The organism is Oceanobacillus sp. AG (assembly GCF_009746545.1).
Taxonomy (GTDB): domain Bacteria; phylum Bacillota; class Bacilli; order Bacillales; family Amphibacillaceae; genus Oceanobacillus; species Oceanobacillus indicireducens.
Map to the genome: position 1 here is coordinate 1 of NZ_WOWT01000034.1, position 14144 is coordinate 14144.

The 14144-nt window shown below is 40.7% G+C and carries 13 protein-coding genes and 2 pseudogenes; 7 read left to right on the forward strand and 8 right to left on the reverse strand.

Going from position 1 to position 14144, the window contains the following annotated elements; translation table 11 throughout:
- Nucleotides 1-61 precede the first annotated feature (61 nt).
- Nucleotides 62-556, reverse strand: coding sequence for a GNAT family N-acetyltransferase (locus GN217_RS15790; protein WP_156857620.1), 495 nt, complete (start codon nucleotides 554-556; stop codon nucleotides 62-64).
- Nucleotides 557-714: 158 nt separating this feature from the next.
- The gene (locus tag GN217_RS15795) at nucleotides 715-1290 is read right to left on the reverse strand and encodes a histidine phosphatase family protein (protein WP_156857621.1); all 576 of its coding nucleotides are present in this window, start codon (nucleotides 1288-1290) and stop codon (nucleotides 715-717) included.
- 702 nt (nucleotides 1291-1992) lie between these two features.
- Between GN217_RS15795 and GN217_RS15800 the strand changes: the two genes are divergently transcribed.
- Entirely contained in the window at nucleotides 1993-2310 is a 318-nt protein-coding gene (locus GN217_RS15800) for a KGG domain-containing protein (RefSeq protein WP_232334469.1), read from the forward strand.
- Nucleotides 2311-2890: 580 nt separating this feature from the next.
- Here the strand turns inward: GN217_RS15800 and GN217_RS15805 are convergent.
- The 4 genes and pseudogenes from GN217_RS15805 to GN217_RS15820 form a co-directional block, all read right to left on the reverse strand.
- Entirely contained in the window at nucleotides 2891-3193 is a 303-nt protein-coding gene (locus tag GN217_RS15805; protein WP_232334466.1) for a His/Gly/Thr/Pro-type tRNA ligase C-terminal domain-containing protein, read from the reverse strand.
- Nucleotides 3194-3646: 453 nt separating this feature from the next.
- Entirely contained in the window at nucleotides 3647-6397 is a 2751-nt protein-coding gene (ppc, locus tag GN217_RS15810; RefSeq protein ID WP_156857624.1) for a phosphoenolpyruvate carboxylase, read from the reverse strand.
- 211 nt (nucleotides 6398-6608) lie between these two features.
- A pseudogene (locus GN217_RS19325) lies at nucleotides 6609-6946 on the reverse strand (ATP-binding cassette domain-containing protein); the annotation flags it as partial.
- A pseudogene (locus GN217_RS15820) lies at nucleotides 6947-7069 on the reverse strand (TipAS antibiotic-recognition domain-containing protein); the annotation flags it as partial. It lies immediately after the preceding pseudogene.
- Nucleotides 7070-7169: 100 nt separating this feature from the next.
- Between GN217_RS15820 and GN217_RS15825 the strand changes: the two are divergent.
- From GN217_RS15825 to GN217_RS15835, 3 genes are all read left to right on the forward strand, one after another.
- Nucleotides 7170-7802, forward strand: a complete 633-nt coding sequence (locus GN217_RS15825; RefSeq protein WP_156857625.1) for a hypothetical protein — start codon at nucleotides 7170-7172, stop codon at nucleotides 7800-7802.
- Between the two features lie 293 nt (nucleotides 7803-8095).
- Nucleotides 8096-8854 (forward strand): polyphosphate polymerase domain-containing protein, encoded by a 759-nt coding sequence (locus GN217_RS15830; protein ID WP_156857626.1) that lies wholly within the window; start codon nucleotides 8096-8098, stop codon nucleotides 8852-8854.
- A 1-nt stretch (nucleotide 8855) separates the two neighbouring features.
- Nucleotides 8856-9533 (forward strand): DUF4956 domain-containing protein, encoded by a 678-nt coding sequence (locus GN217_RS15835; protein WP_156857627.1) that lies wholly within the window; start codon nucleotides 8856-8858, stop codon nucleotides 9531-9533.
- Nucleotides 9534-9786: 253 nt separating this feature from the next.
- Here GN217_RS15835 and GN217_RS15840 read toward each other — a convergent pair whose 3' ends face one another.
- Complete coding sequence (locus GN217_RS15840) at nucleotides 9787-10614, reverse strand: squalene/phytoene synthase family protein (RefSeq protein WP_198042685.1); 828 nt, start codon at nucleotides 10612-10614, stop codon at nucleotides 9787-9789.
- Nucleotides 10615-10899: 285 nt separating this feature from the next.
- Here GN217_RS15840 and GN217_RS15845 point away from each other — a divergent pair, with 285 nt between their 5' ends.
- The 3 genes from GN217_RS15845 (at nucleotide 10900) to GN217_RS15855 (ending at nucleotide 13851) form a co-directional block, all read left to right on the forward strand.
- The gene (locus GN217_RS15845; protein ID WP_156857628.1) at nucleotides 10900-12063 is read left to right on the forward strand and encodes an MFS transporter; all 1164 of its coding nucleotides are present in this window, start codon (nucleotides 10900-10902) and stop codon (nucleotides 12061-12063) included.
- 93 nt (nucleotides 12064-12156) lie between these two features.
- Entirely contained in the window at nucleotides 12157-13326 is a 1170-nt protein-coding gene (locus GN217_RS15850) for an AI-2E family transporter (protein WP_156857629.1), read from the forward strand.
- A gap of 12 nt (nucleotides 13327-13338) precedes the next feature.
- Complete coding sequence (locus tag GN217_RS15855; protein WP_156857630.1) at nucleotides 13339-13851, forward strand: methylated-DNA--[protein]-cysteine S-methyltransferase; 513 nt, start codon at nucleotides 13339-13341, stop codon at nucleotides 13849-13851.
- Between the two features lie 64 nt (nucleotides 13852-13915).
- On the opposite strand, the gene GN217_RS15860 is transcribed toward GN217_RS15855, so the two are convergent.
- Nucleotides 13916-14068, reverse strand: a complete 153-nt coding sequence (locus tag GN217_RS15860) for a hypothetical protein (RefSeq protein ID WP_156857631.1) — start codon at nucleotides 14066-14068, stop codon at nucleotides 13916-13918.
- Between the last annotated feature and the right edge of the window lie 76 nt (nucleotides 14069-14144).

Consider the following 14144-nt stretch of genomic DNA (forward strand, 5'->3'; position numbering starts at 1 on the left):
CGCCCGCAGAGGCTCCGAGTCAAGTGATGAACAGATACAGCTATTTTCATTAGAGAGTATTTTATTTAACGCGCATAAAAAGTTTATACTCCTTAAAAAAATTGTTTGGTTTAGTGTTGACATACCATAGAGATAGGAACTCCGTTATCTGTATTTCTTCTGTCTTTAAGAATCCGTTTTTCAAATAGAAGGCTACTGCCGGTGCATTTTGGGTTCCAGTTGATACTACTATTACTTCAAATTTTCCCAATTCGACCTCGATAAAATTTAATAACTTCTCAGCAATTCCCTTCCTGAAATGTTTAGGATGCACCATTAATCGGTGTATATCGATTATCCTACCGTCTGTTTTTATAGAAATAACTCCGCATAACTCTTTATTTAAGTAATAACCAAAGAAAGTCTCCCCACATTGTTGTAACGACTGCACGGTGTCCTTTAATGGCGGTATATCATAAAAATCAATTATTTTTGCCTCCACGTTGTATGAAGGTATTTGAATGTTTAATACTTCTTTTGAAACCTCAGGATTGGTTATATCTATCTTTTTAATCAAGGCTATTCCCCATTTACTGAAATTTTTTTAGCAATTTTTATTATCAGCAGTTTATACTACAATCTGGCCCTTTTCTCGAAAAGGTTTGTTCTGCAATCACTCCCAATTCTTGAAAATCATTCTTAGGGAATAGACATTACAATGGATATTTATATTCTTCAACATTTAATTTGAAACCACCCTGTTTCATTTAGAAAGTCTCTTCTGGATAAACTTTGGCCAGAAATCAATTGGCGGTAAGCAGTAATAGTACCATCGTGTGAAACTATATAAATCTTATCCTTTTTTAACAACTTCAAATTTGCAATAAATTTTACCGCAATTTTATTGAATTCACAATCGGGCATAGTATTTATACCATCAGACCACAAATCAGGTGGAACATTCATATCAATTTCAAGATTCGGATATCCTTTTTTGATTGTTTCTAAGTCAATTATTGTATCACAAGGCAATGTTTTTCCGTTTGGGCGGATAGGAAATATTCGTGGGGATACTAATGGACTTACAATCTTACGACAATCAATATTCCAAGCCCAAATTAGTGCAGTTTCCAGCGTTCTTCTAATAGGACTAATAAATATAATATCCTCATCCGTTAAGGGGAACTTTTTCCTTAACACCTTCGCTTGATTTATTCCATTTGCTGTTAATGCAGGATTTTTTATGTGTAAACTGTTTGGTATATCTAGTGTATGTTCTCCTTGACCATGACGAATAAATATCAACTCCACTTAATCACCACTTATATAACATTTTTTAAACACCCTACTTCTATTAATTCCCTCTTAGTGATCAATATCCTTCTCATTACCTTATGGGTTGAAAAGCTTCCTCTATTAGATGAACCGATTGTTGAACAAAAAGCTTTTTGAATTAATCTTTAGTCTATTTTAACATATTTAAATGAAGTTAAAATCCACAAGGGGTATGAATATCCAGAAATTAAGATCCTTTAATTAAGTCCATTATTATCAAATCTAATCTTTCATGTTTTTGAGAAGGGGCGAGAATCTCGTAGTTAGAAAAATCAATATCTAAAAGTATTGTGAGATCTCCATTCATCATTACCCCCTCTCATTTTTATAAATAAAACGATTTATTCTTAATTTCTTAGTTGTGTTCTTGGGTCTACATCATGACCGACTTTAGGAAATCAGCTTTTTAAAATCTTCTTTTACTAAACACAAGTTACTATTTACTCTAAATTGCCAACTAACCCCTTTTCATTTTAAAGTCTGATGTCTTTTCTTTACAAAAATATAACAATCTCAATCCTATGTTTAGTATAGACTTGAACGGGAATGCATCCTGTAAGCAAGAAAATATTGCTGATGGGAAATGAATTTCCCTACTTTACGGCAGTTACTGCACGTAAAAATACTACCAAGGAGGTATTTAAAGTGGCACGTAAAGAAAATCAGAACAATAAGAAGATGACGGTTGAGGAAGCTGGTCGTAAAGGCGGAGAAGCTACTTCAAGAAATCATGACAAAGAGTTTTATCAAGAGATCGGTCAAAAAGGTGGAGAAACCACTGCCGAGACTCATGATAAAGAGTTTTACCAAGAGATTGGCCAAAAAGGTGGAGAAGCCACTGCAAGAAACCATGACGAGGATTTCTATGAAGAAATTGGTCACAAGGGTGGAGAGGCAAGAGCAAATCAGTCCACTAACAATTCCAATAAAATGAGTCAAGAAGAAGCTGGACGTAAAGGCGGAAGAGCTAGGGCAAATAAACGAAACGATAATTAAATAATTGCTTTGTTGATATACAAAGGCGGCCACTATTGGCCGTCTTTTTCTTGGGTAATCTTAGTAAGAAATCAAATTTCTATGGATATAGGGGAACTTCTTTAAACAGATGAATATACATGTAATGTAGAAAACAGGAATTAGATATTGCCTTCTTTATCCTCAGGGTTCAGGGCTTTCCACCTTACTAAGCCAGACAAGAGGGCAATTCTTTTTCCCGTTCCCCTCATCAAAACGTACGTGAAGTTTTCTCTCATACGGCCTTTCCGACGTTCTTTTTACTTTGGCTTTACGGACTTCCATTGGCACAAAGATATAATGTTTTCCTAAGTTCTCGAGCTTTTGCTTTACTGGCTTCGTTATTCATTTTCTTGGCATTCACTGGCTCCTACCTCCTCCCAAACATATGAACGAAGCGGTGTATTGGCTTTTGCCGTCCTTCCCTAAACAACCTTGTGTTACGTTTTTAAACAAAGTATGGCTTAATACAAATGTAAGCATATTTTTTCATTTTTCAACATTTCCCGGGAAATATTTCTCTCCTATGACTCTCTTCGCGGATTATTAATTGTTTCTTTATCTATATCTTGTGAATGAGTTCTTTTTCTATGTTTATGTTCGACACTGAACAGCCGATTGCTCGAGATGGTGTATTATTAAACACAAAAGATTCAACCGTCTCTTCACCGGTTTCCATATCCTTTATCGTAATTTGATTCTTAGCAACCTCTTTTTCGCCAACAATAATCACTTTTTTCACATTTTCCTTGTTCGTTTTATCAAGTGCTTTCCCCAATTTTTTGTCCACCAATTCAAGTTCCACTTTATGCCCTTTCTCCCTTAAAGATTTTGCAACAAGCAGCGATTCTTTCGGTGTTTTCAAAGGAATAATATAATAGTTTACATCCCAAGGCGGGATTTATTTGAACTAGGCGAAAATGTCGGATCCGAACAAACTCAAATATTGGAGCGGATAGACCTGTAATAGTTATCTCGAACAACTTAATTTACTCCACTGCAAGCAATATAATAATCGCTGCTTTGTCAAAAACACTAAAATACAAGGTTTATTCATTGAATAATAATCGGGATTCATTTCATTCGAAAAGGAGCCCTCATATTGGCTCCTTTTATTTTTTTGCATATATTTCTCTTATATGAATAGACTAACAATACTTCGCCCGTCATGTCGCGGGCAAACCACCCCGCAGGGAATCTCCTCGGGGGTTCTTTATATATGAAAGTTTATTGCTGGTGAACCATATGAAAAAACCAGCTTAACTGTCTACAACAGCCAATCTGGTTTCTTCATTTCACTATTTAATCTTCCTTCTAATCAACCCGTATTAACTAACCCCGCCGCAACACCATTAATCGTCAATAACACATCCGTCTTCAATTCTTCAGAAGGATTTTCCGTCGCTCTTAATCTCCGGATGGAATCGACCTGCAAAATGTTTAACGGGTCAACATATGGATTACGGAGATGGACGGATTCTCGAATATTCGGTGAGTGGCTTAGGAGCACTTCATTGCCAGTAATTTGCAATAATGCCGCTCTTGTTCGTTTATACTCATCCTTAATATTGTTAAATATCCGTTTGGCTACTTCTGGATCTTCCACTAATTCCAAGTACTCTCTCGCACTTCCCATATCTGCCGTCAATAAAGCCATTTGCAAGTTGTTGATCGTTGCATGGAAGAAAGCCCAATCGTTATACATCGTCTGCAGGATCTCCAAGTTACTTTCATCTTGGTCAATGAATGTTTGTAAGCCTGTACCTGCTGCATACCAAGCCGGGAGTAAGTGTCTCGACTGTGTCCAGGCGAATACCCATGGGATTGCACGCAAGTCCTCGAATTGCTGGCTGTTCTTTCTGCTCATTGGGCGGGAGCCGATATTTAATGCATCAAGTTCCGCTAGTGGTGTCGCTTCGTTGAAATAGGTTAGGAAATCGGGATCACCGAAAACAAGGGATTGATATTTTTCCAATGATTTTTCTGAAATGACTTCCATTGCTGTTTCCCATTTTTCTTTACGAAGTTCCATCTGGTCAGGTGCGCTCGCAACTTTGGCGCTCGCTTCAAATAAAGCGGAAGCTGCTTGCTCCAAGTTTCGGTAGGCGATATCTTCCAGTAAATATCTCGAGGATAGTACTTCACCTTGCTCCGTAATTTTCACACCATCTCCGAGTGTTTCCACTGGCTGTGAGAGAATACTCGTATGGAGTGAGCCACCCCCGCGACCTAATGAGCCGCCACGTCCATGGAAATATTTCAAATGAATATTATAATTTCTTGCCATCCGGTGAATATCTTTCTGTGCTTTAAACAGTTCCCAATTTGCACTTAGCGTTCCACCGTCTTTACTTCCATCGGAATAGCCAAGCATAATTTCTTGATGATTGTGACGCGCTTCCAGTTGTTTGCGATAAACGTCTGCCTCAAATAAGGTCTGCATAATTTTTGGTCCTGCTTTCAAATCATCAATCGTCTCGAGCAGTGGTGCGACATCTAAGTCACTTTCTACTGTTCCGTCTTGATTGATCCGGTACAGTCCAACTTCTTTAGCAAGCACAAGGACCTCCAGTAAGTCACTTGGAGATTCTGTCATACTAATTATATAAACCTCAATCGCACGTTTGCCAAATTCATCATGTGCCTGCTTAATCATTCTGAATACTCGCAGCATATCCTGTGTCGCTTTGGAATATCTGTCGTCTGTAAGCAGTAACGGCCTTGGGTCTTCCAGAATTTTGTACAAGATTGCTTGTTTCTCGGTTTCCGTAAGGGTGGAATAATCGTCTGCAAGCTTGACAATTTTTAAAATCTCAGCGATTGCCGCCTCATGTTCTCCACTGTGATTCCGGATATCCAGTGTTGCCAAATGGAAGCCGAACATCTCTACTTGGCGGATCAGTTTCCGAATCGCTTTCAGTTTCTTATTAACTGGTAAATGTTTTTCAACACTTGCTTTAATTTCCTTCAGATCGGCAGCCAAATCCTCCGCACGCGTATAGCCTAAATCTGACTTCCCCTTTTCCCTGACACGTTTTAAAATAATCGCAAATTTACGCCGATAGACTTCAGATTTCACTCGCCATTTCTCTTCTTTTTCTAAGTATTTTTCCTCCTCAGCTTCTACCTTTTCTATGAATTCTTGTTCGATAGCTAAGCGTTCAGTAGATTGGCTGAATCTTCTCATTAAATTCGTGATGGAAGCTTCATATTTCTGCAAAATAAGTCGTTGCTGCATTTCAAGTGTCGTCCAGGTTATTTCAGGAGTTACATTCGGATTCCCGTCCCTATCACCACCGATCCAGGAACCGAAACGGATAAAGTTTGGCACTTGCCACTCCTTCTCTGCTACCTGATCCCGGAGCTGTAGTTCCAATTCCCAGAAAACATCAGGTAGTGTATCAAAGAGGACTTGATTAAAGTAATAGAGACCATTCTTCACTTCATCCAACACTTCCGGCTTCCTGTGTCTTAATTCATCGGTATGCCATAATGCCATTACTTCGTTGAACAGACTGTCCTCAATTGCTTCCCTCTCCCACTCGGTGATAAGCGGGTTATCTATTTTACGAAGGTTCTCTGATATCCGTTTTTGACTTTCAAGGACTGTTCGCTTTGTCGCCTCGGTTGGGTGAGCCGTCATAATAAGTTCAATCGATAAGTCATTAAGAACGTCCTGTATCTCTTCTTCATTCAAATTATATTCCTTTACTTTGGTGACCGCTTTCTCGAGTGAGAAGGCTTGACTTGTCCCTTCCTCAAGTAGATATTGGCGTCTGCGCCTAATCCGGTGATTCTGCTCCGCTACATTCACGAGATGGAAATAAACAGAAAATGCCCGAATTACTTGTTGCCTCATTGGTGGTTGTAAGTTGCTGATTTCTTGTTTCAATTCCGCATACAAATCTTTATCGAATTTTTTTCGAATACTTTTCGTCATTTTTCGAATCGTTTCGACTTTATCAAATAACGCTTTACCACCATGGAGGACTAATATTTCGCCTAGTATATTTCCAAGCATATTCACATCATTTTGCAATGGAGTGTTATGAGCTGTTTTTTCTATCATTTTTGTCCCCTCCTTAGTTGTATTCTTTCTATCATACCACTTATCTTAAAAATTAATAAAGTCTAACATCGATTTTCAGTGTAAATAATAGATTCACTTTTGATAGCAAAAAGCCGAATGATACGGTGCATTCGGCTTTTTTGCTTTTAATATATCCATATTTTTCTTACTTGGCACATGTTTTATCAAACATATAGCAACCCAATGCCTCTTATATCGCTTGCTTGTTCGAGAATTGGCTGTTATATAGGTCTGCATAAAACCCCTTTTTCTCCAATAATTCATCATGTGTGCCTTGCTCCATAATATTTCCTTTATCCATTACCAATATAAGGTCAGCATTTTTTGAGCGCTTTCATTACCATAAGCTATATTTTCCTTAATCGTTCCATTAAATAGCCACGTATTCTGAAGAACGATACCAAATATTTTTCTCAGTTCAGAACGTGACATAGCTTGTATATTGATTCCATCAACCTTAATCGAACCACTATTTAATTCATAAAATCGCATTAATAAATTGATCAAGGCTGTTTTTCCAGCACCGGTTTATTTCCCTTCAGTATACACAGCCATCGCATCCCGCATAAAGATTGCCAAGCCTTCCCCAAACTGGTCAATGTTTTTCGTGAATCGCTCATCTGCGACATACATCTCACCAAGTCCTTTAAAATTATTTTTATTTCATTCGCCCATTCTTGGGTAATTCAATCTCCTTCTAGACGTTTTCACCATATAGTGAATGGAAGAGTATGTTTAGGAGGTTGAACGAATGAATCATAATCCGTATGATCCGTATCAATACCCACATGATGAGTACGAAGAGTATAATGAGGAAAGACTATTCCCGAGTAATTTACCAATTGTCGGTGGCGGACAGCAATCTCCTCCACCGTTTGGACCAGGGTTTCCAAGTGGACAGTTGGGACCTGGCTCTGGTGGCAGCTGGTCACCAGGGGGACCTGGTGGGCCTAACTTCGGAGGAGGCTGGCCGGGTGGATCTGGAGGACCCGGTGGGCCTAGTTTCGGAGGAGGCTGGTCGCCGGGTGGACCTGGAGGACCCGGTGGGCCTGGTTTCGGAGGAGGCTGGCCGCCGGGTGGACCTGGAGGACCCGGAGGACCGGGTGGATTTCCAGGGCAAGGGCAGCAGCAAGTAGGACCACCTTCCGCTCCACCACCGAATTTCACCCCACAGCAAAGTCAGGTGCAAACCTTTGCTGTTGATCCGGGCGCTATTCGCGGCTGTTTATTCCGCTTCACTTATATTTGGTTAAGAAGAGATCAATTTTGGTTCTACCCGACCTTTGTCGGAAGAAATTCAATCGCAGGTTTCCGCTGGCGAGGGAACCGTTGGGTGTATTTCGGAATCGACCTCAATCAAATTCAATCCTTCCAATGCTTTTAATAGGAGCGGGACATTCAAGCACTATTCTTGGATGTCCTGTTTTTTTTAAATGATATAAGTTGGACAGACCATTGAGCCCGATGTTGTTTCCGTAATGGTGAGTTGTTAGATTGGGCTATCGGACAAATAGGAAGGGCAAATCTACGAGACTCGTCCAATAGAACTCTAGACCTGAACTCAAATGTAAATTTATATTAACAATTCATCAACAAATTCTTACCAATTTCTCATCTTCTTCACAGCGCGCTTTTACCTCTGGCGGATAATATTACATTGCAAGGAGGAGAAAGGGCATGGCAATTGAAATTTTTAGGAGAAGAGAACAGAAATATTTAATTACAACGAAACAATATGAAGAACTTGTTGACAGGATTTCTCCCTACATGCGGCCGGATAAGTTCGGTAACAATGGCAAGTACACGGTGACGAGCCTCTATTTCGAAAGTAACGACTGGAAAATTTATTATGAAACGAAGAACAAATTAAAGTATCGGCAAAAGCTGAGACTACGTGTGTATGATGATGCGGCTTTGGATAGTACGGCTTTTTTCGAAGTGAAACAGAAACATAAGAAGGTTGTGAATAAACGACGGATGCGTCTTCCTTTATCTGAAGCCTACCGTTACATTTATTTCCCGAATCGGAGTTTGGAAGAATTTGAGACTTCCAATCTGCAAGTATTACGGGAAATCGACTACTTTAGAAACTTATATCATTTAGAACCGGAAATGGTCGTCAGTTATGACCGGCATGCATTGCATCATAAAGAAGATGCAGACTTAAGAATGACATTCGACTTTAATTTACGCTGCAGGGATGATGATTTACAGTTGGCAAACGGTTCTTATGGGGACTTATTCATTGATGAAGATCTCGTTGTTCTTGAAGTGAAAGTGAATGATAGTGTCCCATTATGGCTTGCACGTATTTTGCAGGAGCTCGATTGCGAACAGCGAAGTGCTTCGAAGTTTTGCACAAGTATGGAATTATTGCATGGTATCGCATCACCCGCAGGAACGGCGCGTGAAACGGTTCATATAGGAGGAATGTAAGATGGATATGATCAATCAATTTTTTACAGTAGATGGTGGGGAAACGACATTGGTGCTCAGTTTAGCCGCAATGGCACTGACAACGGTTTTAAGTATTATTATTACGCTTGTTTATCAAATGACCTTTTCAGGTGAGCGTTATTCTCAGAATTTCGTGCATACGATTATTATCATGAGTGTTGTCGTATCTGTTATTATGAATGTGGTGAGCGGGAATGCCGGAGTTGCCTTTGGTTTATTCGCAGTCTTCTCCCTAATCCGCTTCCGTAGTGCGGTAACAGATGCAAAAGATATTGCTTATATATTTTTCGGACTTTCGGTTGGGATGACTAGTGGGTTATATCAATTCCAGTTAGCCATCATCTTGACATTTTTCGCAAGTATTTTATTTTATATCCTCCATAAAGTCAATTATGGGAAAGGCAAGGACACCCAGATTCTTAAAGTGACCGTGCCGGAGAATTTGAACCATGAGAACCTGCTTGATGACGTATTCGAAGAGTTCACACTCTCAAGTCACCTGCGCCAGGTGGAAACGACAAACCTTGGAACGATGATCATGTACACATACGCAATCCGGACGAAGAATGATACGAACGATAAAGTACTGCTCGACCGGATTCGGGAAAAGAACGCGAACCTGAAAGTATCTTTATCGTACTTGCAATCTGGAAATTAATTAAAGAGACCAAAGGCGGAAGCGCCCGTTCAGCAACGTACAAACTGGAGCACTCCGGAATGAGATAAAGGAAACACAACGAACGCAGTGAGTTGATGTTGACTTATCGATTGGAGGAGTGTGAAGTTTGATAGTTGCTGGGCGCTGAAGCCGGACGTGGCTAGCCTAGGATACCTATGTTATTACAGCATTTTTATATTATAGTTTCCTATGCCACAAAAAAGCTGCCCAGCTCAAAATGGCAGCTTTTTTCTTATGCTTCTTCTTTTAAAATCTCGTCCACGGTATTTTCTACTTCGGTCCGGGTCATCTTCTCGTGTCCGTCATCCATTGCTTTTAGCGTCTTCTTCGCAAGGGCAAGCGGAATTCGGCAGAAGAGGACAATATTCTTCGTCTCAAGGTCTTCCATATATTCATCCGCCTTGGCCAAGTTATCTCGAGCATAATCGAACATATCAGCACGCGTCCAACCATCCGGGATGAAACGGACACCACGTTCCGCATCTTCGTCCTGATTTCTTAACATGTTCACCGCTTGCAGACCGCGGCCATAGCCGATTGCGAGGTCATAATCGGTTTCCGTACCGTCATACCACTTCCAAATATCGGATAGCATAACACCAACGAGCCCAGCTACAAAGTACGTATATTCATCAAGTTCTTCCTTTGTCGTTACAATGAAGTCTTTTTCGACCCATTTCGCCATTCCGTCCGCCATAATGCTTGTTGCTTCCATCACTTTCCTAGTAATTTCCGCTGGGCAGACGTCGATCCAATCCGCGAGGCGCTGAGTTACTTCCGGTAATTCTTCGTAAGGCTTGATTAGCGCTTCATATGCTTCACGGTCAAAACCTTTTTCGGACCGCAACAGTTCAGCTGTCTTCCGCAGTAAATGTGTTTTCGTTTCTTTCTGCATTGTTTCATGATCTTCAATCTCATCAATCGCACGCATGCATAAATAAGCTGCGCCAACTGTTTTTCGTAGCTTCGATTTTAATAATTTAATTGGTATATAAAAAGTTCTACTTGTCAGCTTTAACATGTGCATTGCTTCTTTTTGTAATTTCACTTCTGTGCTCAACACGTTGTCCTCCCTTTAAAACTTGAGGTAATTCAATTATAACAAACTTTACGCGCTTTTTCCTCCTTATGCTCGACTCTTGTGAAATTAACGGTTAACCCGTAGAATAATAAAGTGAAACTCATTCAATGGGGCTTCCCTCCCCAATGAATGTTAGTTGAACAGAATCAGGGATTTACGGACTGTTTATCCCCCACCTTAACATCTTGGGATTCCCTCTTGTTTAGAAGTGGGGGTATTACAGACCGTTAATACATGTACTAATAATAGAAAGGTCGTTACATCATGAATAAACGTGTCTATTTTTTAATGACGGTATCCTTTGTCGTCGGAATGGTGGAGCTCATTATCGGGGGAATTCTCGATCTGATTGCGGAAGATTTGAATGTGAGTCTCGGATCTGCGGGAATGCTGATTACAATCTTCTCTCTTACATTCGCTATTGCTGCTCCGATTCTGCTCGTTCTCACTGCGAAAGTCGAGCGGAAACGACTCGCATTGATTTCCTTAACCGTCTTCTTATTCGGGAATATACTTGCACTAATTAGTCCGTCTTATAGTATTCTCTTTATCGGAAGAATTATTTCTGCCGTGAGCAGTTCAATCTTAATCATCCTCTGTGTTGTGCTCGCAGCGAACATTGTCGAACCTAAATACCGCGGACGTGCGATTGGGATTGTAAGTATGGGTGTTAGTGCTTCGCTTGTGTTAGGTGTACCAATTGGGCTAAGTCTTGGCAACCTATTCGGCTGGCGTGCTCCTTTTCTCATGATTGTTATTCTCACTGTCATTAGTATGGTTGGAGTCTATTTCTTCATGGAGCGCGTTGCTCCACGTCCAGTCAGTACAATTAAAGAACAAGTCCTTTCACTGAAAGACCAGAAAGTTTTCTTCGCCCATTTAACGATCTTTCTCATGCTCACGGGACATGCAGTGTTATATGCCTATTTGACACCATTTGTACAAGTAACGATGGGGCTTGAGGAAAATAGCATTAGCATCGTGTATCTCCTGTTCGGGCTTGCTGCGGTAAGTGGAGGAGCTTTCGGTGGAACATTGGGAGATAAATTTGGTAATACGCGAGTAATCTTGCTCTTCATCACGATTTATGCTGCCATGCTATTCGTCATCTCCCATACGACATCAATCATGCCATTATTTATTGTCGTGCTTGCCTTGTGGGGATTAATGAGTTGGTCAGTCACACCCCCGATGCAAAGTTATTTAATCGATTCTGCTCCGGAAACAGCGGATATGCAAATCAGCATCAGCAACTCCGCCCTCCACTTCGGTATTGCCTTTGGTTCCTTCATCGGCGGAATTTCAATTGACCGAGTAGGAGTAGAAATCAATCCATACATCGGTGGCCTATTTGTTGTCGTTGCTTTTCTCACGATGCTTCTTTCTAACAGACAAAAGGAGAAAAATAAAGAATTGGTGACGAATTGATGCTGTTTTTTAATCTCTATTTATCTTATACTGAAGGTAAGTTATTTCATTAAACTAAAACGAACAACTGTCTACGGGGAAAAGAGGTAAAAGATGAAGCAAACAAGCAGATTTATTACATTTCTCGGCGGTAAAAATTTATTCTTTCTCTTTGCTTTATTATCGCTGATTGGGCTCACCATTTTTATTTTTGAACGGATTTCTTTTGTGTTCTATCCAGTGCTCGTTATCGTTTCGACCATAACGCCACCACTGATATTGGCATTCATTGCCTTTTATCTATTAAATCCGATTGTGAATTTACTCGAGCGGTTCCGAATTAAACGGATTTGGGGAATCATTATTCTGATACTTGCGATTGCCGGTATTTTAACAGGTGTTGTGCTGCTTACAGCTCCACTGATCGAAACGCAAATTAACGATTTAATCCGGAACTTCCCTAATTATCTATCCCAACTCGGGGAAACCATTACGAATTGGGTGCAAAGTTCTTTTCTCGCACCTTATTATGAGGAAGGATATAACTGGGTGGCTAATAATTTAAGTGATCTGCCGGGTATCGTTGGCGGATACCTGATTAATGCCTTTGAAAGTGTACAGACGTTCGCTTCTGCGGTAACAAATATTGTCGTCACGATTGTGACATTTCCTATTATTCTTTTCTTCTTGTTAAAGGATGGAGGACGATTTAAAAATTATTTCTTGACCTTGCTGCCACCAGCTTTCAGAAAAGATGTGAGCCGGATTCTTCATAATATGGATACACAGGTCGGTTCTTATATCCAAGGTCAGATTATCGTTGCGACTTGCATCGGAATTCTTTTATATATCGGTTACTTAATTATTGGTATGCCTTACGCGTTGACACTCGCAATCATTGCTGCAGTGACGTCTGTTGTACCATATCTTGGGCCGACTATCGCGATTCTTCCGGCAATCATTATTTCGATTGTCGACTCCCCGTTTATGCTGCTGAAGCTTGCGATTGTTTGGGCGGCTGTGCAGTTCTTAGAAGGGAACTTTATTTCCCCGAATGTGATGGGGCGCACGATGCAGATCCACCCGCTTACGATTATCATCGTCTTGCTTGTAGCCGGAAATCTCTTCGGCATTGTTGGTGTTATCCTAGGGATCCCAGGATATGCAATTTTGAAAGTTCTTGTCCAATATCTATTTGATAAATTTAAACAACGATATAATAAGTTCTTTGGTGAAGTGCACGGAACGTATCCGATTAACGAGGATGAAATAAAAAACAGTTAGGAGTTGTTCCAGATGGATAGGAATGCGGACGTCATTTACTTCAGCTCGCTAAAATCGAACGGGGAGCGTATGATTTTGGCTGCTACGGAGAAAGGGTTGTGCTGGGCCGGTGGATTCAATGAAACAGAAGAGGATATGAAGACTTGGCTACTAAAGCAGAACCCAAATCAATCATTTGAGCGGAATGAAGAGAAGCTACAATATTATAAGCGCGCATTCGAAAACTACTTTTCAGGGGAGAAAAAAATGCTTGATGTCCCTCTTGATCTTAAGGGCACCGCGTTCCAGCTTGCCGTTTGGGAAGCCTTACAGCACATTCCTTATGGGGAGACGAGAACCTATTCTGAGATTGCGGAGGCGATTGGAAATCCGAAAAGCATTCGAGCTGTCGGAACAGCAATTGGAAGAAATCCTGTCCTCATTGCTGTACCCTGCCACCGTGTCATCCAGAAGAACGGCACCCTTGGAGGCTTCCGCGCCGGCCTCGCCCTGAAGAAATCCCTCCTCCAACTCGAAGGAGCGTAAGCGTAGCGGGACAGGGGGTCAGAGCAATTGTCCCCGGGACAATCGCTCTGACCCCCTGTCCCGCTCATTTTTTCCTTTTCCGAAATAAGAAAACTACTCCTAGTCCAAGCAGTAGACCTAAGAAGCCGAATAGTTCGACTTTGTTAAAGATGATTCCAACGAACACTCCGAGAAACAGTAGGATAAAAAATAAACTTCCGATTATTTCATAACGCAATTGCACTTCCTCCCTCTTGTAACGGGCTACTATAAGATATTAAGATAAAACATAATTGTTATTCATCCCCTCCAAA